We start from the raw sequence: 25410 nt of genomic DNA, 5'->3' as shown, positions 1-25410 counted from the left end.
TTTCTCCTCTTCGGTGCATGCCGGGACGGCCGGGCGGCGACGATCGGCCGGTCAGTCGATGAGTTCGTACAGGGTTGCGTTGGCGGTGCCGCCACCCTCGCAGATGGCCTGCAGGCCGTAGCGGATCCCGTTGTCCCGCATGTGATTGATCAGACGGGTGGTGAGGATGGCGCCGGATGCGCCGAGTGGGTGGCCGACCGAGATCGCACCACCGACCGGGTTGACGCGGTCGGGGTCGGCGCCGAGTTCGATCTGCCACGCCAGCGGTACCGGCGCGAAGGCCTCGTTGATCTCCACCGCGCCGATGTCGTCGATGGACAACCCGGTGCGCGCCAGCAGCTTCTGGGTTGCCGGGATGGGGCCGGTCAGCATGAGTACCGGGTCGGCTCCGACGACCGTGCCTGCGACGATGCGCGCGAGCGGCTTGAGTCCGAGTTCCGCAGCCTTGGCCGAGGTGGTGATCATGACTCCGGCCGCACCGTCCGATATCTGAGATGCGTTGCCCGCGTGGATGACACCATTGTCGCGGAAGGAAGGCTTGAGTCCCTCCAGCTTCTCCGGAGTCGTACCGCGCCGCAGCCCCTCGTCGGTGGTGAACGTCCCGGCCGGGGTCTCGACCGGCACGATCTGCGAGTCGAAGGCGCCACGATCGATGGCAGCCGCCGACAGTTGGTGGGACCGGGAGGCGAACTCGTCGAGCATCAGCCGCGACAGACCCCACTTCTCAGCGATCATCTCCGCTCCACTGCCCTGGTCGAGCCCCTCGACGCCGTACCGGTCGAGCACCGTCTGGCCGTACGGGAAGCCGCTGGCACGGGTCGCGCCGAGCGGCACCCGCGACATCGTCTCGACACCACCGGCGACGGCGATCTCGTAGGCGCCGGAGATCACCGCGTGGGCGGCCGACTCGATCGCCTGCTGGCCGGATCCACACGCGCGGTTGATGGTGACGGCCGGTACCGACTCGGGCCAGCCCGCGGCGAGCACCGCGAATCGTCCGACGTTGCTGGACTGATCGCCGAGCTGGGTGACACAGCCCCACATCACGTCGTCGACGGTTTGGGGATCGATGCCGGTACGCCGGATCAGTTCCCGCAGGACCAGCGCCGACAGGTCCACGGCGTGGACCTCGGCAAGCGAGCCGTTGCGCTTGCCGATGGGAGTACGGACTGCTTCGACGATCACGGCGTCACGAGTCGACACGATGTGTTTCCCTTCTGCCTCGGCACATCAGCACCGGGCGGTTTCCCCTCAGAGTGTCCTGCGTCACCTTCCGACGCTAGCGTCAGCGGATGTGGATGGCCCGTTCGGGGCAGGATGCGACCGCTTCCCGAGCTTTGTCCTCCTGCCCGGGAGGGATCGCGATGTCGGCGTGCAGCGCATATCCGCTGTCGTCGAGATCGAACAGTTCTTCCGAGACCGCATAACACCGCGCATGTCCCGCGCACTTTTCCAGGTCGATGTGTACTTCCATCGGATTCTCCGTTTCGGCTGATGGGAGGGGGCGACAACGCCGCTATGTGACGGCACCGGCGATCTTGAGACCGAGCGATGCTTCCTCGTCGAATCCGAGTTCGGCGAGCACCTCGTCGGTGTGTTCGGCGAAGCCGGGAGCCCGCGTCATCTCGACGGGCTGGTTGTCGAATTTGACCGGGTTCGCGATGAGTTTCTGGGGGTTACCCTCGGCGTCGACGACGTCGGCGACCCGTCCGTTGGCGACGAGCGCCTCGTCGGTGCCGAGTTCCCACGAATCCTGGACGATCGCCCACTGACCCCGGATGTCCTTGAGTGCGGCCCGCCAGTGGTCGAGGGGTTGTGCGCCGATGATCTCGGCGAAGATGTCCATCGCCGCATGATGGTTGGTGTTGATCAGCGCGTCGGTGGCGAACCGTTCGTCGTCGATGAGTTCGTCATGGCCGATGGCCCGGCAGAACTCGGGCCAGTAGTGTCCGGCCTGCAGCATCGACAGTTGCAGCCAGCGTCCGTCGGAAGTTCGATACTGACCCGACAGCGGATTGGCCGCGCTCGCCGACCGCCGGTCCGCCGACTGGGCGGGCAGCGCTTCGCCACGGGCGAGTGCCATGTTGACGGTGAACTGGGTGGCCCAGGCGCCCACCGCGAGCAGTGAGACATCGATCTCCGATGTCTCACCGGTCTTTTCGCGTCCGTAGAGTGCGGCGGCGATGCCACCGGCGATGGTCATGCCGCCGATGTTGTCGCCGTAGGCGCCTGCGGGCATGAACGCCACCCGCTCGGAGCCGGCCGGGGTGACGCCGAAGGCGCTTCCGCCACGGGCCCAGAACGCCGTGGCGTCGTAGCCGCCCTTCTCGGTATCCGGTCCCTCCGAACCGAATCCACTTCCGGAGACGTAGATGATGTCAGGATTGATCTTGCGGATGTCCTCGAGGGTGATGCCGAGTTTGCGACGGGCCGCAGGCAGAAAGTTGGTCAGGAACACATCGCTGCGTTTGACGAGTTCTTCCAGGACGGGGCGGGCTTCGGGCCGCTCCAACGCCAGCCCGACGCTGCGTTTGCCCCGGTTGGGACCCTCCATGATCGGCGCGAAGGACGATTTCGTCGTGTCGTAGCCGAGCACTCGGACCAGACCTCGCTGGGCGTCCCCCTTCTCGGCGTGTTCGACCTTGACGATGTCGGCGCCCCAGTCGGCCATGACGGCGCCGGCCGCCGGCACGAAGGTGAACTGGGCGACCTCGAGAATTCGGACGCCTTCCATCGGGCGATGCATGTCGTCTCCTCGTTCCTGCACCGGGATCTGCGGTGCTGTCGTTCTCGGTTGTACGAGCTTTTGCCCACCGGGCGGGCGTGGTTCCCGGCGAGTGGGATCGCCGGGTTCACCCCGTCAGCGCGCCAGCAGCTCGATGATGGTCGCGTTCGCCTGGCCGCCACCCTCACACATGGTTTGCAGTCCGTAGCGAATTCCGTTGCGGCGCATGTGGTAGATCATGTCGGTCATGATCCGGGCCCCCGACCCGCCGAGCGGATGCCCGAAGGCGATGGCGCCACCGTTGGGGTTGAGTACCGCGTCGTCGGCCCCGATCTCGGCCTGCCACGCCAGCGGCACCGTGGCGAAAGCCTCGTTGACCTCGAACACCCCGATGTCGGCGACGTCGAGGCCCGACCGCGCCAGCGCCTTCTCGGTCGCCGGGATCGGACCGGTCAGCATGATGACCGGGTCGGCGCCGGTCACCACCGCGGTGTGGATCCGGGCGATCGGGTCGAGTCCGTACCGTGCGGCCGCCTCCTCGCTCATCACCAGGATGGCCGCCGACCCGTCGGAGATCTGCGATGCGTTTCCCGCGGTCACGACACCGTCGGCGGAGAAGGCGGGTTTGAGCCCGGCCAGCGTCTCGACGGTCGTACCGCGCCGGATGCCCTCGTCCGCGGCGACCACGCCATCGGGAGTGGTGACGGCCGTGATCTGGTCGGCCAGCCACCCGGCATCCTGTGCGGCGGCTGCTCGCTCGTGCGACCGGGCAGCATAGCGGTCGACATCGGCACGGGTGAAGCCCCACTTGTTCGCGATCATCTCCGCGCCAACGCCCTGGTTGGGGATGACGTTGTCGTAGCGGTCGCGATAGGCCTGACTGAACGGGCTGTCACCGACCGTTGTCGACGATCCCATCGGCACCCGGGACATCGACTCGACCCCGCCCGCGACGACGACGTCGTAATGTCCGGCGATCACACTGGCCACCGCGAAGTTGAGTGCCTGCTGCGACGACCCGCACTGTCGATCGACCGTCACCCCGGGGATGGACTCTGGCCAGCCCGCGGTCAGCACCGCGGTCCGGGCGATGTCGATGGCCTGCTCGGATACCTGCTGCACACAACCCCAGATGACATCCTCGACGATCTCGGGGTCGACCCCGGCACGCTCGGTCAGAGCGGTGAGGACGGTCGCGGACAGGTCCGCGGGATGGACCCCCGACAAACTCTTGCCGCGGCGTCCGACGGGGGTGCGGACGGCTTCGACGATGACTGCTGACATTTTCGGGGTTCTCCTTGATTCGCGGATCAGACCGCAGCGGCTTCGAGTTCGGCGACGAGTTCCAGCAACCGGCGGCGATCCACCTTCAGCGATGCACTGCGTGGCAGGGCTTCGACTGCGTGAATGACCACCGGAACCTCGTACGGGGTGAGGTGCTCACGCAGGAAGTCCTTGAGTTCGTCGGTGTCGACGGCCGTGGCCGTGTCGACGAGTTCGACGACCGCCACCGGAACCTGCCCCAGCCGGTCGTCGTCGCGTCCGTAGACGGTGGCGTCGAGGACCGAGTCGTGTTCGCGTAGTGCATTGGCGACGACCTCCGGCTGCACCTTGAACCCGCCGCGGAGGATGGCATCGTCGGCCCGTCCGTCGATGTAGAGGAATCCGTCGGTGTCGATATGTGCGAGGTCGCTGGTCCGCACCCAGTCCCCGGCACCGGTGCCGGTCTGACCGGAGCTGACCTCGAGCCGACCGGTCGCACCGTCACCGAGTGCCACGCCGGCTTCGTCGACAACGCGCAGTTCGACGCCGGGAAACGCACGACCGACGCTGCCCCGCTTACTCTTCCACCATTCGAGGTGCATCGGCTTGGTCCAGCCCGCCACCGCACCGGAGAACTCGGTGGCACCGTAGACGATGAGTACCGGGATCCGGTACCGCTCGATGAACTCGTCCGCGAGGTCCGGGCTGACGAAGGTGGTGCCCGCGGTGACCGCGCGCAGGCTGGAGATGCGTTCGGCCGGTACGTTCGCATTCAGAACCGAACGCATCGCCGCGGGCGGCAGGCTCGCGATCCGGGGCCGGTGCTCGTCTATCGCACCGACCCACCCCTCGACCGTGAACCTCGGCAACAGCACGAACGGCCGCGCCTCGGTCAGTGCCTGCAACACACCCCACATGCCGCCGATGTGCACGATCGCCAGCGTCACCAGCGCGACTCGACCAGTCAGCGGCGCCCGGGGTTCGCCGGCGGCGCCGGTGTGACCGTGGACGGCGGACATGGCCGCGTCGAGCTGCCGCCAGGTCAGCGGTACGCGTTTGGGCGGTCCGGTGGTGCCGGAGGTGAACATCTCGATGGCGACCGGATCCGAGGCCACGGCGACCTCGGTGCGACGGCCCGCCGCCGATCGAGCGGCCACCTCCTGGTCGATGGCGAACCCCGCGATACCCAGCTCTACCGCGGTGGCCGTGAACTCCGTTGAGTCCCAGAACTCTTGGGGGGCCAGTACGGCCTGCGGTGCGGTCGCCGCCAGGTCCGCCGTCACCCGCCCGATCGGCTGCATCGGGTTGAGGGTCGTGACGGTGCGCCCGTTGCCCAGCAGGGCGACCAACGCCGCGATCGTCTCCATCCGATTGCCGGCGACGACACCGATCCGAGCGCCTTCGGCCGCACCGATCGCGACGAGCGCCCGGTCGATGCGCTCGGCGAGGTGCCGGACCTCTCCCCAGGTGTACCAACGCCCGTCCTGCTGGATCATTCGAGCATCGTCGGAAGCCGTCCACAGCTCCCCGAGTGCCTGTCTGATTCCCGCCATACCGCCTCCGTTCGCGCGCCATCACCGTCGTGGGCGAAAGCGGTTCAGCGCTGCCTCATGTCGATGACACCGGTGCATGTCGCATAGGAGAACTCACCTCAACCCAACACCAAGGTATCTGACGTAGTTAACTAGGACAACCTATTGGCGCGTTGAGTGGGATGCAATCACCCGTCCGTGCGACGATCAGCGAGGGAGCCCCAGCCCGCGCTCGGCAATCAGATTCCGCATGATTTCCGAACTTCCGCCGGCGATCGTATAAGCACGCGCATAAAGGAATTCGTCTTGCCACCGGCCGCGGTCGACGGCGTGCTGGTCGCTACCGACCACAATCCCGGACTCACCGCAGAGATCCAGCGCGAAGGCCGCCACCTCGACGCCGAGCTCACTGAACATCAGCTTCGTCATCGGCGCATCGCTCACTCCCGGTTGCCCCCGCGACACCCGGGTGAGACTCGCATAGACCAGCGCCGACAACGCATGCGCCTGTGCGCTCAGGTCGCCCAGACGGTCGGCGATCGTCGGATCCTCGATCGCCGGACGCCCGTCGCGCTGCACTCGCCGGGCAAGGTCGACGAGATCCTCGATGTTTCGACGCACCCGGACCGCACTGGACGCGACCGCCGAACGTTCGTGCCCGAGACTCGAATTCGCGATCCGCCAGCCCCCGTTGAGCTCGCCGATCAGCGCCTCGGGGCCGACGACCACATCGTCGAGGAAGACCTCGTTGAAGTCGGCGGTCCCGGTCATCTCACGCAGCGGCCGCACGTCGACGCCCGCCAATGTCATGTCGATCAGAAAAGCGCTGATGCCCTTGTGTTTCGGGGCGTCGGGATCGGTTCGTGCCAGGAGATAGCCGAAGTCCGCCCACTGTCCGTTGGTCGTCCAGACCTTCTGGCCACTGATCCGGAACCGCCCATCGGGCAACCGGGTGGCGCGGGTACGCAACGATGCGAGGTCACTGCCCGACCCGGGTTCACTGAACAGCTGGCAGAAGATGTACTCCCCGGATCGGATCCCGGGCAGATAGGCCGCCTGCTGCTCGGAGGTGCCGAAATCGATGAGCGCCGCGGCCACCAGATTGGCCGCTCCCTGCACCGGCGCCGGCGCTCGATGACGGGCGATTTCCTCACCGACGACGACATCTCGCTCGAAGAGGTGATCGGGTCCGTTGCCGCCGTACTCGCGCGGCCACGATCCGCCGATATAGCCCGCCGCGAACAGCGTCCGGGTCCAGCCCTTGAGCAGGGCAAGCTCCTCGCGATCCTCGGCACTGCGCACGCCGGCCTTCGGTTCGATCCCCGGCGCATTCTGCTGCACGAAGTCCCGTACCTGAGCCCGGAAGCCGTCCAGTTCGCTCGTCGTTCCGTACTGCATGACCGACCGCCTCCCTTTCCCTCGGCTCAGACGCTCGGCGCCGCGGGCTCGGCCGTCGCCGCCAGCCGAGCCACCACATTCCGCCGGACCAGCTTGCCGGTCTCGGTACGCGGGACTTCGTCCCAGTAGATGATGCGATCAGGGGTCTTACTGCTGCGCAGCGCATCCCGCACATAGGCTCGCAGTCCGTCCGGATCCGGGATGGCCCCCGGACGCAGCACGACGACGGCCTCGATCCGCTGGCCCCACTCGTCGTCGGGGACACCGACGACCGCGACGTCGACCGCGTCCGGATGACGCAGGATGACATCCTCGATCTCGGCCGGGGCGATGTTCTCGGCGCCACGGATGATGGTGTCGTCTGCTCGACCGCCGACGAACAGGAAGCCGTCCTCGTCGAGGTAGCCCTGGTCACGTGTGTCGAAAAAGCCGCGCTCGTCCACCACGCGACCGACCCCGGCGTATTCGGCCGACACCTGTTCTCCTGCCACACAGATCCGACCGACCTCACCGGCACCGAGCACCGCACCCGACGAATCACGGATCTCGATCTCGACGCCCGGCAGCGCGCGTCCCACCGAACCCAGCCGGGCCCGGACGCGGTCATCGCCACCGGCCAGTGCCTCCCGATGATCGTCGGGACCGAGGACGGTGATCGTCGAACTCGTCTCGGTGAGTCCGTAGGCGTTGACGAATCCGACCTGCGGCCACAGCTGCAGCGCCCGCTCGATCACCTTCGACGGCATCGGTGCCCCGCCGTAGGCCAGGTTGCGCAACGACGGGATGTCCTTGTCCGCATCGGATTCCACGATGCGGGAGAGCATCGTCGGCACCACCAGCGCGTTGGTGACATGTTCGTCGCGGACCGTCTGCAGCCACTGCTCGGGGGTGAACTGTTCGAGGACCAGGGTGCGGCGCCCGGCATAGAGATTGCTGATCACATTCGCCACTGCCGCAATGTGGTACGGCGGAACACTCACGAGTGCGGCATCATCGTCGGCCGCGTTGGCGAATTCGACCGACCCGAAGACATACGAGGTCAGATTCTCATTGCGCAACAACACGCCCTTGGGGGCGGCGGTGGTGCCGGAGGTGTAGATGATGACCGCCGGAACCGAGGGATCGGCCGGTGCCGGATCCTCCGCAGGGGCTTGAGTGGCGTCCACTCGATCCAACCACTCCTCGGTGGTCACGACCTGCAAGCCGGCTCGCTCAAGGATGTGGGCGTGCTCGGGGTCGGCGATACCCAGCGCTTGCGGATGGTTGCCGAGCAGTGAGTCGAGTTGCTCGCGGCCCAGCCGGTAGTTGACCGGGACCAGCGGCACTCCGGCGCGTGCAGCCGCGAACATCGCGACCGGGAAGGCCGGGCCGTTGACCGCGAGGTAGACGACCGCATCCGCACCGGCTGCCCGGATGACCTCCGCACCGGACTTGGATTTGGCGTCGAGTCCCGCGGCGGTGATCCCGCCGGAGCGGCTGCCGATGACGACACGGTCACCGAATCCACCTGCGGCCATCTCCAGCAACAACCCGATGTTCATCGCAACTCCCCAGTCCTCGTCCACACCGATCTCGGCGTCCCGATCACCCGACATAGTTTAGTTAGTAGGATAAGTTAACCATAAAGCGGAGGGCCTCCGCGAGATCCATCCCAGATCTGCTCGCGCCCTTCCACACTCACCGAAGAGAGCAGTGAAAGCAATGGACATCCCAGGCAAGAAGGCCATGGTGGTGGGCGGCGCGTCGGGTATGGGTCGCGCCACCGCGCAGGCGCTGGCGCATGCCGGTGCCCGCGTCGCGATCCTCGACCGCGAGGGCAGTGACGGCAAGGATGTGGCGACGTCGATCGGCGGCGTGTTCCATGCGCTGGACATCACCGATTTCGGCGGCGCCGAAGAGGTCATCGAGGCAGCGGTCGCCGAACTCGGCGGCCTGCACATCGCGGTGAACACAGCAGGCGGCGGCAAGGTCCAGAAGACCTTGGGACGTCAGGGCCCCCACGACCTGGACCTCTTCCGCCAGGTCATCGACCTCAATCTGGTCGGCACCTTCAATCTGAACCGCTTCCAGGCGCTGCACATGAGCGCGAACGAACCAGAGGACGACGAACGCGGTGTCATCGTGAACACCTCGTCACTCGCCGCTTTCGAAGGGCAGATCGGCCAGGTCGCCTACGCCGCGGCCAAAGCCGGGATCGCCGGCAGCGCACTGGTGATGGCCCGCGACCTCGGTCCGCTCGGTATCCGCGTAACCGCCATCGCTCCCAGCCTGTTCTCCACCGGCGCGACATCGAAGTTCTCCGACGAGCAGGTCGCCCCGCTGGTCAAGGACGCTGCCTTCCCCAAGCGGATGGGCCGCCCCGAGGAGTACGCCAAGCTGGCCCTGGCCATCGTCGACAACCCGATGCTCAACGGTCAGTGCATCCGGCTCGACGCAGGCCAGCGGTTCGGCCCGCGCTGAGGCCCCCGCCCATCGTTCGTAGTACGACACCGCGGTTTTCGCGGTGTCGTACTACGAACACGCGATCGGGACCTAGTCGAGCAGGTCGCGCACACGCAGGTCTTCGCGGCCGAGCATGACGAACTGGCGGGAGACGACCATATGCTTCTGCCAATGGGTGAAGGCTCCCGCACCGTCGCGGGCACGCAGCAGCTTGATGAATTTGCGCTGCGACCGGACGAACAGTTTGAAGTTGGCCTCGTGCTGGGCCCGATCGGTGTTCACATGCTCCTGCGCGAAGGCGACGTGGTTGCGCTCGAAGATCTCGTGCACCATCCCCGAGACCAGTGCGAGAGTCGGACTCCCCGACAGCTGCACCATCCGAAGGTGGAATCGGGCGGTGGCACGACCGAACTGGCCTGCGGCGAATTCGGCGGGCACGACCTCGTCGACGAACTGTTCCAGCTCGTCGAAGGCTGATTCCGGCCCCTCTTCGGCGAGAAGCCGTGCGGCGGACGGCTCGACGGCCTCCAATGCCCGATACACGTCGGCGACGGTCGCGCCGGACAGTTCCAGCAGCAGGGACGCCGGGCGGGCCACGACCTCGGGACCGGGGACGCACACCTTCGCGCCGGATCGCGAGCCACGGCGAACCTCGACGAGCCGTTCGGCCTCCAGAACCCGGATGGCCTCGCGCAACGTCGGCCGGCTGACCGAGAACAGCTCCATCAGCTCGGCCTCGTTGGGCAGGTGGTCGTCGGGTTTGAGTTCTCCGTCGACGATCATGCCGCGAAGCTTGCGGGCGACGAGTTCGGCGGTCTTCGGCGTACGGATCCCACGATCGGCGTCGTTGCGCGGCGAGAACACCGGCACCACCATCGAGTTCTGGGTCACGTCGGCGTCCTCTCGTCAACAACGTTCACTTGTCTAAACTACCGCACCTACACAGCCGGCCCGGCGCGTGTCAGCTGCGTAGCAACAATGCACCCGATGGCACACCACCCCCGGCGGTGACCACTGCCAGCCGCGCATCGGCGACCTGGCGACCGACCGCCTGATGACGTAGTTGGAGCACGGCCTCTCGGAAGAAGCCGTAGCCATGCAGCCGTCCGGCCGACAACTGTCCGCCGTGCGGGTTCACCGGCAAGCGGCCCCCCAGTGCGATGGCCGCACCATCGCCGATGAAGTCGCCCGCTCCGCCGAACTCGCAGAATCCCAGCGCCTCCAGCCAGGACAGCGCGTTGAAGGTGAAGCCGTCGTAGAGCAGCGCGACGTCGACATCGTCCGGGCGGAAGTCGGTTCGGGTCCACAGGTGCGCGGAGGGTCCGAGTGACTGCGGCAGGTGGGTCAGCGTCCCCTGATCCCAGGACAGCGTCTCGGTGATCTGTGTGCCGACGGCTTCGACGAAGACCGCTGGATGCGGCCGGTCGACGGCTGTCTCCGCCGCCGACACGATGACCGCGACCGCACCGTCGACCGGCACGTCACAGTCGTAGAGTCCGAACGGACTCGAGACCATCCGCGCGGCGAAATAGTCGTCCAGTGTGATCGGATCCCGATACACCGCTTCGGGATTGGCCGCCGCATGGGTTCGCGCGTTGACCGCGATCGCGCCCAGCGTCTTACGATCACCGCCGTAGGTGTGGAAGTAGTTGCTGGCGCACAAAGCAATCCAGTTGGCCGGCGACATCGCGCCGTATGGTGCGCGATGTTCGAGCATGGCGGTGGCGCGCGCCGACGACGCCTCCCATCTCCCGTCGCGGACCAGCGCCGCATGACTGGACTCCCACACCGTGCGATAGCAGAGCACGTGTCGGCACAACCCGGACGACACCGCCAGCATCGCGGCCATGATCGACCCGTTCTGCCCGGGAAACTCGTTGCCGCCACTGACCCAGGTCGGACGGATGCGCAGCACTTCCTCGACGGCCATCGTGCCGCCTTCGGTCAGCCCGCCACCGATCGCCCCGCCCGGGTAGGTTGCCAAACCGTCGATGTCGGCGAAGCTCAGGCCCGCGTCGGCGATGGCCGCCTCGCATGCGTCGACGGTCAGCGACAGTGGATCGACCATGAGCCGACGACCGACCCGGGACTGCCCGATGCCGGTGATCGCCACGTCGGCCTCGAATTTTCGTGGAGATGCCATCGGCCGCACGCGCGTGGCGACATCCTCCGGTTCAGGTATCGGCCCCGGAACGGTCGCGTCGGGATCCAGTTCGAAGAGCGGGATCCAGATGTCGTCGGCCCCCTGCTCGAACACGACCCGGACGCGCGCACCGATGTGTACGGCGTCCGCCTCGCAGCCGACGATGTCGGTAGTCAGCCGGGCGGCCGAATCTTCTTCCAGCGCAACGATTGCGATGACGTAGGGCGGCTTCATCGTCGGCAGCCACTGCTGTTCGTTGACGGTGACCGCGACTACAGTACCCCGGCCGGACACCGGCGTCATGATCACGTCGCGACTTCGGCAGTGCGGACACATCGCCGGCCGTGGGTTCGTAAACCGGCCACACGCCTGGCATTTCGCGATCCGTAGTTTGCCATCGGCACCCGACGCCCAGAACTCCGCCGATCGCAGTGTCGGTTGGGGTAGTGGTCGACCCGACGCGCTCGTCACCGATCCTCCTGGTCTTCCGGTGGCGCCCAATCCGCCGAGGGCATTCACCGAGTTATATATCCAAGTTAGCGATTCCCGGGTCCCGTTGGGACCATCGGGGGATTTCGTCCCACTCAGTCGACAAGATTGATGATGGTATTCCGATCCTGGTTGCGGAAGGTCAGTTCCGCGGCGCGCAGCAGATGCTCACGCCAGTGGCGTTGTGCGCCGGCACCGTCGCGAGCTCGAACCAGCTCCAGCAGCGCCGCATAGTCGGCGATCACCTCGGCACCGGTATCCGGAGAACTCGGCCGGAAGTTGGCCGATCGCAGACTGATTCGATAGTGCGCACGCAGAATCTCCCCCAGCGCCCTGGCCTGCACGGCAAGCGTGTTGTTCCCACAGTTCTCGGCGATCAGTTCGTGAAAATTCCGCGTCAGGTCCACCCAGTCCACAAAGGCGGACGGCGAACCGAAGCCGGCCGCGGCGATGACCCGCATCGCAGCCAGACATTCCTCCAACTGCGCGAGTGCCGCGAGCGTATGCCGTTGTGCGAGTAGTCGTGCGCAGGTCGGCTCGAACTCGGTCCGCGCCTCGAGGAGATCGGCCATGGTCGTCTGCTTGATCTGCAGGTAGTAGCCGATCTGACGTGATGACGACGCGAGGTCGGGCATCTGCACCCGAGCACCGCCCCGGGCGCCGGTGACGACGACGATCAGACCTTCGCTCTCCAGAATGCGGAAGGCCTCGCGTAGGGTGGGCCGCGATACCCCGAAATCGGCGAGGAGTTCCTTCTCCGATTTGAGCATCGATCCCGGCACCACCTCGCCCCGGACGATCTGCCCGCGCAGGCGTCCGGCTATCTGTTCGGCGGCCTTCGGTGTCCGTACACCACCGTCGACGGCGAGAGTGCGGCGCAGTCGTTCCGGCTCGGTGGACACAACGACGAGCGTAGTGTGCCGCCCTCGTCGACGGCGCTCAGTGGGACGGGTGGCGCGGGTCAGCTCAGCGCGACCAGACGTCGGCGATGATCGGCGACCGAACCGTCGAGCAGTTCGTCGACCTTGATCCGGCGGATGAGCAGATGGACGTCGTGTTCCCAGGTGAAGCCGATGCCGCCGTGTACCTGCAACGCGAGTTGGGCCACCTGCGAGGTCGCCTTGCACGCGTAGGCGACCGCGGCCGACACGGCTCGCGCCCGGGTGCCCGCGCCGTCCGGGCCGTCCTCCTCGTCGAGTGCGACAGCCGCCGCCCACAGCACCGAGCGGGAGGCCTCGACGCCGAGCGCCATATTGGCGAGATGATGCTTGACCGCCTGAAATGATCCGATGGGCCGGTCGAATTGGGTGCGCTGCCCCGCATAGTCGACGGTCATCTGCAGCAGACGGTCGGCGGCACCGAGCGCATCGATCGCCCGGTGCGTGGCGAGCTGATCGGCCAGGCGGGACGATTCGCCCGCCGGGAGTTCCGCCCAGTCGGCGACGGTGCAGTCGAGGTCGGCGACACCCCAGGAACGGGTGAGATCCAGGGTGTCGAGCATCCGGATACCCGCGTCGGCCACCGGGATCGCCGCGGCGACGTCGGTCCCGTCGGCGGTACGCGCCAGCAGGACGATCCGCTCCGCATCGGCCAAACCGGCGGCCGGCGCCGTGGTTCCACGGAGCCGCAGACCGCCGCCGACCACCTCCACGGCCAGCGAATCGGTTCGTGGCGACAACACCGGGATGGCAACCTGCTCTCCGGCCGCCACCTCCGCCCAGTGCGGATCGTCGATGGCCTCGAGCGCCGCGGCGGCGATCGCCAGTTCTGCGACCGGAAGCGCGCTACCCGCCCATCCGTGCGCTTCCACGATCACCAGCAGATCGACGTGTGTGGCGCCGACCTCATCGGTCAGCAGGCTCGCCAGCCCGGATTCGACGACATGTTTGCGGGCGGCGGCCGGGATGGGGGCCGGGACATCGTCGATCGACTCTCGCCGGGCGAGGATCGGATCGTGTTTGACCAGCCAGGAGCGCTCGGCGTCAGCCAGGTCCTGCTGCTCCGTACTCAGCGCGAAGTCCATCCCGCTCTCCCGTCGAAAGGTTATTACACGTAGTTAACCATGTGGATCCGAGGCTCGAAAGCCCGGAACCACTCTTCGGGAACGCGGCACCCGCGACAACAAGAGAGGCCGATGCCGGATGGCGTGGGCCATCCGACATCGGCTCAACCGGTGCGGCGAATTCATACCCCGGCGTTGGCATCCTGCTTCTTGCGCAGTTCCAGGGCGATGTCGATGAGCTGATCTTCCTGCCCGCCGACCAGTTTGCGGTTGCCCGCCTCGATGAGGATCGCCGCGGCTGGGACACCGTACTTCTCGGCGTGGCCTTCGGCGTGCTTGAGGAAGGAGCTGTAGCAGCCCGCGTACCCCATCATCATCGCCGAGCGATCGACGAGACATTCCGACGGCATGACCGGACGGACCACATCCTGCGCGGCATCGGCGATCTTCATGAAATCGATACCGGTCTTGATGCCCAGCTTGTCGCAGACCCCGACGAATGCCTCCGTCGGCGTGTTACCCGCACCGGCACCGAACCGGCGGATGGAGCCGTCGATCTGCTGTGCGCCCGCACGGATCGCGAGAATCGAGTTGGCCACCGCCACATCGAGATTCTCGTGACCGTGGAAGCCGATCTGGGCATCGTCGCCGAGTTCGGCGCGGACCGCGGCCACCCGGTCGGAGACCTGTTCGAGTACCAGCGCACCCGCCGAGTCGACGACGTAGACGCACTGACAACCGGCGTCGGCCATGATGCGGGCCTGCTTGGCGAGCACCTCGGGCGGCTGGCTGTGGCTCATCATCAGGAAGCCCACCGTCTCCAGCCCGAGGTCACGTGCCAGCCCGAAATGCTGGATGGACACGTCGGCCTCGGTGCAGTGGGTGGCGATGCGGCAGATCTGCCCACCGTTGTCCTGGGCGGCGCGGATGTCGTCCTTGGTGCCCAGGCCGGGCAGCATCAGGAAGGCGATCTTCGCCTGCTTCGCCGTCTCCGCGGCAGCCTTGATCAGCTGCTGCTCCGGCGTTTTGGAGAATCCGTAGTTGAACGACGACCCGCCGAGACCGTCACCGTGGGTCACCTCGATGACCGGCACGCCTGCCGCGTCGAGCGCACCGACGATGCTGCGGACGTCCTCCTCGGTGAACTGGTGACGCTTGTGGTGGCTGCCGTCGCGCAACGACGAGTCGGTGATCCGGATGTCGAGAGTGTCGGAGAACGTGCGCGCGTTCGACATGAGGTCGCTCATACCAGTGCTCCCAGCTTCTTTCGGGCGATCTCCTCGCCCACCTTGGTTGCGGCCGCGGTCATGATGTCGAGGTTGCCCGCATACGGCGGCAGGAAGTCGCCCGCACCTTCGACCTCGACGAAGATGCTGACCCGTGCCATGCCGCCGTTGATGGCGCTCGGCGGATCGAACTGCGGGTCCTGCAGCAGCCGGTAGCCGGGCACGTACTCCTGGATATCCTTCTCCCGCTGATGGATCGACGCCGCGATCGCATCGATGTCAGCATCCTCGGGGATCGCGCAGAAGATGGTGTCGCGCATGATCATCGGCGGATCGGCGGGGTTGAGGATGATGATCGCCTTACCGCGTTCGGCGCCACCGATGGTCTCGATACCACGGGAGGTGGTCTTGGTGAACTCGTCGATATTCGCGCGGGTACCGGGGCCTGCCGACTCCGAGGAGACCGACGCGACGATCTCCGCATAAGGGACCGGTACCACCGAAGAGACCGCGTGCACCATCGGGATGGTGGCCTGGCCACCACAGGTGATCATATTGGTGTTCGGCGCGTCGAGATGTTCACGCAGGTTGGCCGGCGGGACGACCGCCGGACCCACGGCCGCGGGAGTCAGGTCGATAGCGGTGATGCCCGCGGCCTCGTACTTGGGCGCGTACTCGCGGTGCACATAGGCCGAGGTCGCCTCGAAGATGAGGTCGGGCTTCTCCTCGGAGGCGAGCAGTTCGTCGGCACCCCCGCTCATCGTGATCAGGCCATGATCGGCGGCACGCTTCATGCCCTCGGACGCGGCGTCGATGCCGACCATCCATCGCGGCACGATCACGTCGGATCGTTCCAGCTTGTACATCAGGTCGGTGCCGATATTGCCCGATCCGATGATTGCGGCGGTGAGCTTGTCAGCCATCCGCGCCTCCTCAGGTTCGTGTGGTTGAAGTCTGTCGAAAACTGTTTGCTGTCAGGTGAAGTCGAGGGTGACCCGACCCAGGTCGGCGAACTCCGCGACGAAGTGGTCGCCGGACGCGATATCGAAGGCCTTGGTCGCGGTGCCCGGCAGGATCACGTCACCCTTGCGGAGCTGCACCCCGAACTTCCCCACCGTGCGGGCGAGAAAGAACACCGAGTTCAGCGGATTGCCCAGCACTGCAGAGGAATTGCCCTTGGCCACGATCTCGCCGTTGCGTTCCAGCGTCGCGTCGATGTTGCCCACGTCGAGGTCGGCCAGCGGCACCCGCTCCTGACCCAGGATCCACCCGCAGGACGACGCGTTGTCGGCAATCGTGTCCGGCAGCGTGATCTTCCAGTCCTTGATCCGGGAGTCGATCAGCTCGATCGACGGGACCACCCACTCGATCGCGGCGACGACGTCCTCGTTGGTGCAACCATCCGACGGCAGATCCTCCCCCAGGATGAAACCGACCTCGACCTCCACCCGCGGGAAACACAGCGTCGCGGTGTCGATCGGCCGATCTTCGAAGTACTTCATCTCGTCGAGGAGATGACCGTAGTCGGGTTCGTCGACGTTCATCATCTTCTGCATCGCCTCGGAGGCGAGTCCGACCTTGTGGCCGACGATCTTCGCACCGGCATCAAGTCGACGGCGGATGTTGATCAGCTGGATCTCATAGGCGTCGACGACGTCGAGATCATGTGAGTCCGACGGCCTGTCGATGGCCTGCGCCGTCCGCTCCGCCTGCCACAGGTCGGCCGCGATACTCTCGCGAATTGCCTGGTCGACCGCCATTTCTGCCTCTCCTTAACGGGGTGAACGTGTTCTAGTTTAGGGCATGGGGTCACGATTGGGGAGGGACCGGCCACCGTTGGGGCGGACCGTGCGCTCGCCAGCGACCCTACGAGGATTCAGCACCGCGCGAACGGCACCTGTCCACACACCGGGACGCCAAAGTCATCGGCACGACATCGGCACGCCGGACTCATCCGGCCCGATCCGGCCACGGCACCGACTCCCCACGCACCGCGGCCGCGCCGAGCGCGTGCGCGAATTCCTCACCGTCGAGCGCACGGCTGGTGCGGGCCACCGCTTCCCAGCCGTCCGCTGAGCGGGACAACTCCCAGTGATGGGCGGTCGCCCGTGCCACCCCGAAACCGTCGGGCCGATGCACGATCAGCAGGGAGTAGCCCGCCGCGGTGGCCGCGTCACCGGAGACGGTCACATGGACCGGCCCCTGGAAGTGGGCACAACCGCGCGCGATGAGGGTGCGATGGGGATCCGAGCGAACCATCTCGGCGATCTCGCCACGCCCCTCCATGCGGTAACCGTCGACGTCGTAAACACCGTCCGCCGACCACAACCCGGCCACCTCGTCGGCCGCTCCGTCATCGACGAGCGGACCGTAGGAGGAGATCAGGTCACGGATGGCGCGTTCGTCCTCGAGTGCCCCCAGCCGGGCTTCGAGTGCGGCCAGTCGATCGTTCATGACGCCACCCCCGGGCGGATCGGTGCGGTCAGGTCGACGAGTTCGGCCAGCGCGGCCAACTGTTCGCGGTAGTGCCCGGCCGAGGTGGCGCGCAGGCCTGCCGCGACGGCGGTGGCACCGGCCTGCGACAGGGTTCCGAGCCGGTGACGGGTACGGTCGGCGTCGGCGATCGGATCGAGATCGCTCGCGGTGAGGACGACGTCGAATCCAGCCGGGAGTTCACGGTCGGCGAGCATCGCGGTCAGCTCGGTCCGGCCCAGCGCGAAGGGCACCCAACCATCGCCGAGTTCAATTGCGCGGCGCAGGGATCGGGCACTGCGCCCACCCACCCAGAGCGGCACCCGCGGCGCGAGAGCATGTGGTCGTACGACGATGTCGTCGAACTCGTAGAACTCGCCATGATGACTGGGCTCGGGCTGGGACAGTGCCGCCCGGAGCGCGACCATCGCTTCGTCGGCCCGTGCGCCGCGACCGTCGAACTCGGCGCCGAGCAGATCGAATTCGGCACGCAACGACCCGACCCCGACACCCAGGACCAATCGCCCACCAGAGATCAGGTCGAGGGTTCCGTAGCGCTTGGCGATCTCCAGGGGATGGTGATAGCCGAGCACCAGCACCTGGGTGGCGAACCGGATACGACTGGTCCTCGCGGCGAGGAAACCGAAGGTGGACAACGGATCCCAGTAGGTTCCTCCCCGAGTGGCGGCCACCTCGGTCGGTACCGCGACATGTTCGCTGCAGGTGAGGAACTCGTAGCCGAGCGCGTCCGCGTCGGCCGCGATACCGGCGAGTTCGGCGATACCCGCGTCGGCCTCCCAATCGGCATGGGCGCCGGGGAACAGGGTGACGATCGGACTCACGATCCCCACCCGCATCGAGGCCCCCGACTCAGCCGGCATGTGTCGTCGCCTCACGCGGCAGCAGCTTCTTCATGTGCTCATGCGTACCGAGGACCAGTGCCGCCCGGTCCGGACCGCTCTGACGTTGCGCCTGCCGGGCGTTGTCACCGGCGACCCACACCGGCCCGTCGGCGAGGTGCGCGAGCCCTTCCCGCGCGACGTCGTCGGGTTCGGCGATCTTCATTCCCGGGATGTCGAAGTTGAGTCCGGCGCGTTCCATCGCCGGGGTCCGTGTGACGCCGAGGACGAGTTCGAGCACATCGACGCCGTGGTCCCTCAATTCGAGCCACAACGACTCGGCGAAGATCCGGCTGAAGGCCTTCGATCCGCCGTACACGCTCTGGGCATAGCCGCCCATATATCCCGACAGCGAACCGACGAGCAGGATGCCACCGCGACCGGCCGCCCGCATCGCGGTGCCGAAGTGGTGGGTCAGCGCCAGCGGGGTCTTCACGTTGAGGTCGATGGCCGAGACGAAACCGTCGAAGTCGCGGTCCAGGAATCCGCCGCCATGACTGTTGGCACCCGCGTTGTAGATAAGCAAGCCGACGTCGAGATCGGCGGTGGCGGCGATGATCCGTTCGACCGCGTCGTCGGCCGTGAGATCAAGGGACAGGGCGCGAACCTCGACCCGGTCGGCGAGTTCGTCGGCGACCTCGGCCAGCGGACCCGGTTTGCGGGCGATGAGCACGAGGTTGATCCCCGCGTCGGCAAGTCGGCGGGCGAAGGACGCCCCGACACCTTCTGAACCGCCGGCGATAACCGCCCACGGACCGTACTTTCCGAGATCACCCACGTCGCACTCCTTGCCACTCGAGACCGCCGAACTCCGGACGGAGCGTCGGCGAGCGAGGCGAGCGGGACGGTGACGTGCACGAGCCGCGCCCACCCCGGAGCCAATAGTAGAACACGTTCTAATTTTGCGTGCGGGGGGGTTTGCCTATGAACCGGACGCCGTGCGGCCGGCTGCGACTCTGATCCGCCGCGAGCGGCTACGTTGCGCCCACCACCTCGACCCGTCATGCGGTCTCGCGATGGCGTCGGCTCCCATCACCCGGCCCAGCTCGGTATAGGCCGCGAACTGCGCCTCCCCGAACCACTGGTCGGTCGTGGAATCGTGCGGGAAAATCGGATTGGCCGCCGCATAGCGCAGCATCCACCCGGGACATGTCGGCGTCAGTACCGACTTGAGGTAGATGAGCGTGCCCGTGCGCTGATCGGGCGGCAGACCGGACGCGGCCGGAAAGCGGATCTCCCCGACCACGACCGGACTCTGCGCGATACGCCCCTTGAGCTTGTCGCCGACGCCACCCACGCCCTCGGGCACGTGGTCCCCCGGGACCACCGCGGCCAGATCGTCGACATGCAGATCGATCTCGACACCGAGTTCGAACCTGGCCAGCCGTATCGCCTCGTGCAGGGTCGTCAGCGTGGCCGGCGGATCCCCCGACGCGTCCACGCAATAGATGAGGCGGCAACGGCGACGCAACGCCTCGACCAATCCGAGGTTCTCGTAGTGCCCGCCATCGGTCACCTGCACCAACCGAGCCAGTGAGTTCTTGATGCCGTAGATCTCACGATAGAAGTAGGACGCCGCCCGGAACAACGGTAACCGTTGCGGCACAGTGATATCCCGTAGGGCGTTGGGCAGCGCGTGCGCCGCCTGCGCCGCGCGTACGAACTGCGGATTGGGCAGCCAGGTCCCCAGCCGGGCACCGGACACCGCGAGGAACTTCTCGAACCATGCACCCTGCCGCCCCATCGACGACGCGAACGCCGCCCCGCTCGTCGCCATCGCCGCCTGCACCGTCAGATCGCGGGAGATCCGCGGAGTCGCGCGCCGAATCATCTCCGAGGTGCGCACGTACCCGACGTCGGGGCCACCGAGGTAGTCGGCCGTCATCGTGTACGAGAACGCGTTGAGCCCCGGCGGAGGCTTGTCGACGCCGGCGACTGCGGCCGCACCGCAGAATACGAACTCAGGCTGACCGGGGAGGGTCTTGCCGTATGTGTCCAGAAAGGTATCCACCTCGTATCGGTACGGCGCGGCGGCACCCCTGGCACGACGCACCGCAAAGGTCCGGGCGAGCTGACGACGGTAGAACGGATGCAGGCTGACCGAGGTGACGTCGAAGAGACCGAAGACGACGGTTCCGAACAGCGCCACGCCCACCACCCAGATGAACGCCTGCTCACGCCAGATGATCGACCATCCCATCTGTCGTGCGGCGATGTCGTAGAAGATCGCCCCGGCAGTTCCGAAGGTGATCAGCCACGCCGCGGCGAGGACGACCAGCGACAGCACCGTCGTCACCAGCGGCACGACCCCGCGTGGAACCGCACCCACCACCACCCCGGACTGCCCATCCCGTTTCACCAGCTGCTTGAGGCGCGCGATCCAGCTCACCCGCTTCTTCCAGAACATCGCGACGAGAGCACCACCGAACTGCAGGACGAAGATCAGCGTGAAGCCGCCTAGGTATCCGCCGGTCCCCGGGCCGCCCGACGACGAATGGGTCATATTCCATCCGGTGCGCATGATCGCCGGTATCGCGATCGTCGCGAACGCGATCGCGAAGACGAATGCGCCGCAGGCCTGCACGACCCGCAGGCCACGTTGATTCCGGCGCGTCGCCCGTGTTCCGGTGCCGACCAGTTCTGCGCTGGTCGCGTACAACATGCCCAACGCCCCGATCGCAATGGTCACCGCGATCGCGATCCCGACCGCATAGATGCGATCGTCGATCACCCAGGCCCCGGGCGACCTGGGTGCGATCGCATTGATCGGAATGACCCGCAGCACAACGCCGCTCAGCGTCCCTATCAGGACCGCAGGCGCCAACAGGGTGACCATGGCGATGAACAGATTCCGCAGGATCACACCGAGTGCCGTCAGGAAATTGCCCGCGGAATCACCGAGGAAGCTCGAGTTGCGCCGAATGTGCTCGAACTCCGGCGAACCTTCCGTGAATCGTTCCGACAGGAGTGCCGACGACGGTTCGGCGCAGCCGTCATCGCGCCCGGCCAGCAGATGCGCACCCGCACTGTACCCGCCACCCGAGACGGAGATGATGTAGTCGAACGAGTCGAGAGCCTTACGCGGCACGGCCTGGTCGTCGGCGTCGGCGGTCACCACCTCGCTCTGCCCCAATGTCTGCATCACCCCCATCGCGACGCAGGCCGCGCGAATCCCACCGCCGGACAGGCAGAGCGCCGCACCCAGTTGCCCGGCGGCAGGACGGCCCAGTCCGGGTACCTCGTAGGCGCGCGCCCAGCCCTGTTGGTCGTCGGGTGCGGTACCGCGATCGAGACCATGCACGATCAGCGTGCCCGGCACATCGACGCGATTGCGAGCGAGGAAGTCGGCGAGACGCCGAGGCACCGGCGGCCGACCGGTCGCGCAGTACCGACAGATCTGTCGCGCCACCACGACGACGACACCGAAAACGACCGGCAGCACCGCCAGCAACGCCACGTACTTGATGACGGCCGCGACCGCCATCGCCATCCGCCAGTCGGTGAAATAAAAGGCGACCTGAGTGAGGTCCGCGGCCAGTGCGACCGAAGCCAACGCGAGCGCACCGAGAGCCAGGTCACGCATGATCTTGGTGAACGCGTAGACGTGCACCATCACCGCGCTGACACCGAGCAACACCGCCCAGGCAGCGGCGGCGACGATCTCCCACCAGATGACATGCGAGACGTCGGGTGCGGGGGTGTCCGGATTCAGCTGGTAGACCGCCAGATGCCGATGATCGGTCGAAATCGTCGCCCCGACGATGACAGCGACCGCGCAGGCCGCGAACAGCAGGAACAACAGCACCGGCCAGAACGCCGACCGGTCCCGCATCCGGTCGACCCAGCGAGTCGCCGGCTGCGATGGCAGGTCCGCCGCGGGGCCGGCCGCCGGCCGACTCACACGGATATCGCCGCGCGTCATGATCAGTCCCATCGTCGGGTGCGGCCCCCGCACCCTCCATCGTCAACCCTGGTCAACCGGCCGACACGGGTAATGCGCTACTCGACTTCGGCGAACGACACCGACATCGTCGCCGACCCGTACCCAGGTCACCGGGGAATACGTCCGCACTACCTACTGGCGAACCATTTCTGAAACGTGTTCTAATTCGTGGGTAGAACACGTTGCACCCCGTGGCGCATGAAGGGACACCCATGGCCGGCTCCACCGAACCAGCACAGCAGGATGACAGCAGCGCGACCGAGACCTACGACGTCATCGTCGTCGGAGCCGGTGGCGCCGGGCTGAGCGCAGCGATCACCGCCGCGAACAAGGGCCTCAAGACCGTCCTGATCGAGAAATCGCCCTACTGGGGCGGTTCGACGTCACGCTCGGGCGGCGGCGTCTGGATCCCCGGCAACTCGGTACTCCAGCGTGACGGCGTACCCGACGATCGCGAGCAGGCGCGCGAGTACGTTCACGCGATCATCGGCCCGCATGCCCCGGCCGACCGGATCGACGCCTACATCGACCGCGGCCCGGAGGCCCTCGACTTCCTCATCGCGCACGCACCCCTCGACCTGGAGTGGGTCAAGAACTACTCCGACTACTATCCCGAAGCCCCCGGTGGCCGTCTCGGCGGCCGCTCGGTCGAACCGCGCCCGTTCGACGCCCGCAAACTCGGCGACGACCTCAAGACGCTCCATCCGCAGTACACCAAGGCTCCGCTGAACATGGTTGTGCTGCAATCGGATTACCGCTGGCTCAACACCGGTCTCCGGCACTGGCGCGGTCCGCTGCGGATGGCCAAGGTCGGCGGCCGGTTCTTCTGGGCGCGTAGCCGCGGCAAGAAGCTCATCGCCATGGGCGCCGCCCTCACCGCGGAACTACTGCTCGGTCTGCGCTCCGCCGGCGTCCCGCTGCGCCTGAACACGGGGCTCGTCGACCTGATCACCGAAGACGGTCGGGTGACCGGCGTCGTCGCCGAATCCGATGGCAAGCGATTCGAGATCAACGCCCGCCACGGCGTGATCCTCGCGTGCGGCGGTTTCGAGCACAACGCCGAGATGCGCAAGAAGTACCAGCGCGACCCGATCGGCTCGGACTGGACCACCGGCGCGCCGAGCAACACCGGCGACGGGATCGAGGCGGGCCTCAAGATCGGCGCCGCCGTCTCGCATATGGACGACGCCTGGTGGGGCCCGACGATCCCCCTTCCACGCGGCCCGTGGTTCGCGTTGTCGGAGCGTTCGGTGCCCGGCACCTTCATCGTGAACACGCGTGGCGATCGGTTCATGAACGAATCGCTCCCCTACGTCGAAGCCGTCCATCAGATGTACGGCGGCGAATTCGGTCAGGGCGACGGGCCGGGTGAGAATGTCCCGTCCTGGCTGATCTTCGACCAGCGCTGCCGCAACCGCTACCTGTTCGCGGGTATCAACGCACGTCAGCCGCTTCCGAAGAAGTGGTACGAGTCGGGTGTCGTCGTCAAGGCCGGCACCATCGCCGAACTCGCCGAGAAGATCGGCGTGCCGGTCGAGAAGCTGATCGCCACCACCGACCGGTTCAACGGGTTCGCGCGCAAGGGCGTCGACGAGGACTTCGGTCGCGGCGACAGCGGCTACGACCACTACTACGGCGACATCACCAACAAGCCCAACCCCAGCCTCGGCCAGGTCGCCAAGGCGCCGTTCTACGCGGTCAAGATGGTGCCCGGCGACCTCGGCACCAAGGGTGGCATCGACGCCGACGCCGCGGGCCGCGCACTGCGCGCCGACGGTTCGGTCATCGACGGGCTCTACGCCGCGGGCAACACCAGCGCACCGGTGATGGGCCACACCTATGCCGGCCCGGGCGCCACCATCGGGCCCGCGATGGTCTTCGGCTACCTCGCCGCACTCGACTGCGCGGACAAGGCGGCCACCACCAAGGCCGACGCGACGGCCGGCCCGAAGGGAGCCTGAGTCATGCCCATCGATCCCAGTGTCGCGCTCGGGGCGGAGCTGCCCGAGGTCACCTTCTCGTGGACTGCGTCCGACGTCGCGCTCTACCACCTCGCGGTGGGTGCCGCCGCCGACCCGATGGATGCGGCCGGGCTCGCCTACGTGCACGACTCGGCACCCAAGGTCCTCCCGACCTTCGCCACCGTCGCACCGAGCTTCCACGCAACCGAACCGCCGAAGGTTTCCTTCCCCGGCGTCGACATCGACCTCGCGAAGGTGGTCCACGGTAGTCAGCAGGTCACCGTCCACCGGCCGATCCCGGCCGACGGCAAGGCCACCACGCGTACCCGTATCGCCGAACTACAGGACAAGGGTGCGGCCGCGGTCATCGTTCAGGAGTCCGTGACCACCAGCGACGAGGACGGTCAGCCGCTGTGGACGTCGCGCTCGTCGATCTTCGCCAAGGGCGAAGGCGGCTTTGGCGGCGAACGCGGCAGTTCGGCGAAGGTCGACTATCCCGACCGGGCACCCGACCACCGGTTGCGGGCCACCACCCTGCCCCAGCAGGCCTTGCTGTACCGCCTCTGCGGCGACCGCAATCCGCTGCACTCGGATCCGGACTTCGCCAAGGGCGCGGGGTTTCCGCGCCCGATCCTGCATGGGCTGTGCAGCTACGGCACCGTCTGCCGGACCGTCACCGACGCGCTTCTCGACGGCGATGTCGGTGCGGTCGGCGACTTCGCGGCATCGTTCGCGGGCATCGTATTCCCCGGTGAGACGCTGAACGTCAACGTCTGGGAGGACGGGGCGCGCCTGCTGATCACCGCCACGGTCGCCGAACGCGACGATGCGCCGGCGCTGGGCAATGTGGTGCTCACACGAGCCTGACCGACTGTCGAACCAGTTGGTTGCGGCCCCACCCGGATTCCGGGTGGG

General features: G+C 66.9%; 21 protein-coding genes. 3 read left to right on the top strand and 18 right to left on the bottom strand.

Going from position 1 to position 25410, the window contains the following annotated elements; genetic code table 11:
* Positions 1-51 precede the first annotated feature (51 nt).
* From QSJ18_RS15090 to QSJ18_RS15060, 7 genes are all read right to left on the bottom strand, one after another.
* A complete protein-coding gene (locus QSJ18_RS15090; RefSeq protein WP_286327379.1) occupies positions 52-1203 on the bottom strand; it encodes a thiolase family protein in 1152 nt (383 codons plus the stop codon).
* An 82-nt stretch (positions 1204-1285) separates the two neighbouring features.
* A complete protein-coding gene (locus QSJ18_RS15085) occupies positions 1286-1474 on the bottom strand; it encodes a ferredoxin (protein WP_286327378.1) in 189 nt (62 codons plus the stop codon).
* Positions 1475-1516: 42 nt separating this feature from the next.
* Positions 1517-2746 (bottom strand): CaiB/BaiF CoA transferase family protein, encoded by a 1230-nt coding sequence (locus tag QSJ18_RS15080; protein WP_286327377.1) that lies wholly within the window; start codon positions 2744-2746, stop codon positions 1517-1519.
* A gap of 114 nt (positions 2747-2860) precedes the next feature.
* On the bottom strand, positions 2861-4009 hold the full coding sequence (locus QSJ18_RS15075; protein WP_286327376.1) for a thiolase family protein: 1149 nt from the start codon (positions 4007-4009) through the stop codon (positions 2861-2863).
* A 26-nt stretch (positions 4010-4035) separates the two neighbouring features.
* On the bottom strand, positions 4036-5541 hold the full coding sequence (locus QSJ18_RS15070) for a class I adenylate-forming enzyme family protein (RefSeq protein ID WP_286327375.1): 1506 nt from the start codon (positions 5539-5541) through the stop codon (positions 4036-4038).
* A gap of 186 nt (positions 5542-5727) precedes the next feature.
* Positions 5728-6918 (bottom strand): acyl-CoA dehydrogenase family protein, encoded by a 1191-nt coding sequence (locus tag QSJ18_RS15065; protein ID WP_286327374.1) that lies wholly within the window; start codon positions 6916-6918, stop codon positions 5728-5730.
* Between the two features lie 26 nt (positions 6919-6944).
* On the bottom strand, positions 6945-8459 hold the full coding sequence (locus QSJ18_RS15060; protein WP_286327427.1) for a class I adenylate-forming enzyme family protein: 1515 nt from the start codon (positions 8457-8459) through the stop codon (positions 6945-6947).
* Between the two features lie 160 nt (positions 8460-8619).
* Between QSJ18_RS15060 and QSJ18_RS15055 the strand changes: the two genes are divergently transcribed.
* Positions 8620-9378: an SDR family NAD(P)-dependent oxidoreductase gene (locus tag QSJ18_RS15055; RefSeq protein ID WP_286327373.1), complete on the top strand. Its 759-nt coding sequence runs from the start codon at positions 8620-8622 to the stop codon at positions 9376-9378.
* Between the two features lie 72 nt (positions 9379-9450).
* Here QSJ18_RS15055 and QSJ18_RS15050 read toward each other — a convergent pair whose 3' ends face one another.
* From QSJ18_RS15050 to QSJ18_RS15000, 11 genes are all read right to left on the bottom strand, one after another.
* The gene (locus QSJ18_RS15050) at positions 9451-10236 is read right to left on the bottom strand and encodes a FadR/GntR family transcriptional regulator (RefSeq protein WP_462476091.1); all 786 of its coding nucleotides are present in this window, start codon (positions 10234-10236) and stop codon (positions 9451-9453) included.
* Positions 10237-10321: 85 nt separating this feature from the next.
* The gene (locus QSJ18_RS15045; RefSeq protein WP_286327371.1) at positions 10322-11974 is read right to left on the bottom strand and encodes a thiolase C-terminal domain-containing protein; all 1653 of its coding nucleotides are present in this window, start codon (positions 11972-11974) and stop codon (positions 10322-10324) included.
* 113 nt (positions 11975-12087) lie between these two features.
* Positions 12088-12894, bottom strand: a complete 807-nt coding sequence (locus tag QSJ18_RS15040; protein WP_286327370.1) for a FadR/GntR family transcriptional regulator — start codon at positions 12892-12894, stop codon at positions 12088-12090.
* Positions 12895-12953: 59 nt separating this feature from the next.
* Entirely contained in the window at positions 12954-14015 is a 1062-nt protein-coding gene (locus tag QSJ18_RS15035) for an acyl-CoA dehydrogenase family protein (protein ID WP_286327369.1), read from the bottom strand.
* A 161-nt stretch (positions 14016-14176) separates the two neighbouring features.
* Entirely contained in the window at positions 14177-15241 is a 1065-nt protein-coding gene (dmpG, locus tag QSJ18_RS15030) for a 4-hydroxy-2-oxovalerate aldolase (protein ID WP_286327368.1), read from the bottom strand.
* The gene (locus QSJ18_RS15025; protein ID WP_286327367.1) at positions 15238-16143 is read right to left on the bottom strand and encodes an acetaldehyde dehydrogenase (acetylating); all 906 of its coding nucleotides are present in this window, start codon (positions 16141-16143) and stop codon (positions 15238-15240) included. Before QSJ18_RS15025 ends, dmpG begins: the two co-directional genes overlap by 4 nt.
* 51 nt (positions 16144-16194) lie before the next feature.
* Positions 16195-16980, bottom strand: a complete 786-nt coding sequence (locus tag QSJ18_RS15020) for a 2-keto-4-pentenoate hydratase (protein WP_286327366.1) — start codon at positions 16978-16980, stop codon at positions 16195-16197.
* Positions 16981-17170: 190 nt separating this feature from the next.
* A complete protein-coding gene (locus QSJ18_RS15015) occupies positions 17171-17674 on the bottom strand; it encodes a nuclear transport factor 2 family protein (RefSeq protein WP_286327365.1) in 504 nt (167 codons plus the stop codon).
* The gene (locus QSJ18_RS15010) at positions 17671-18549 is read right to left on the bottom strand and encodes an LLM class F420-dependent oxidoreductase (protein WP_286327426.1); all 879 of its coding nucleotides are present in this window, start codon (positions 18547-18549) and stop codon (positions 17671-17673) included. Before QSJ18_RS15010 ends, QSJ18_RS15015 begins: the two co-directional genes overlap by 4 nt.
* A 13-nt stretch (positions 18550-18562) precedes the next feature.
* Positions 18563-19369, bottom strand: a complete 807-nt coding sequence (locus QSJ18_RS15005) for an SDR family NAD(P)-dependent oxidoreductase (RefSeq protein WP_286327364.1) — start codon at positions 19367-19369, stop codon at positions 18563-18565.
* 144 nt (positions 19370-19513) lie between these two features.
* On the bottom strand, positions 19514-22513 hold the full coding sequence (locus QSJ18_RS15000) for a hypothetical protein (protein WP_286327363.1): 3000 nt from the start codon (positions 22511-22513) through the stop codon (positions 19514-19516).
* A 233-nt stretch (positions 22514-22746) separates the two neighbouring features.
* On the opposite strand from QSJ18_RS15000, the gene kstD reads away from it, so the two are divergent.
* The gene (kstD, locus tag QSJ18_RS14995) at positions 22747-24495 is read left to right on the top strand and encodes a 3-oxosteroid 1-dehydrogenase (protein WP_286327362.1); all 1749 of its coding nucleotides are present in this window, start codon (positions 22747-22749) and stop codon (positions 24493-24495) included.
* A 3-nt stretch (positions 24496-24498) separates the two neighbouring features.
* Entirely contained in the window at positions 24499-25362 is an 864-nt protein-coding gene (locus QSJ18_RS14990) for a MaoC/PaaZ C-terminal domain-containing protein (protein ID WP_286327361.1), read from the top strand.
* Positions 25363-25410 lie beyond the last annotated feature (48 nt).

Origin of the sequence: Gordonia heveisoli (assembly GCF_030315745.1) — a bacterium.
GTDB lineage: Bacteria > Actinomycetota > Actinomycetes > Mycobacteriales > Mycobacteriaceae > Gordonia.
The sequence above is the reverse complement of the archived record's forward strand: the minus strand, read 5'-3'. Positions and strand labels throughout refer to the sequence as shown.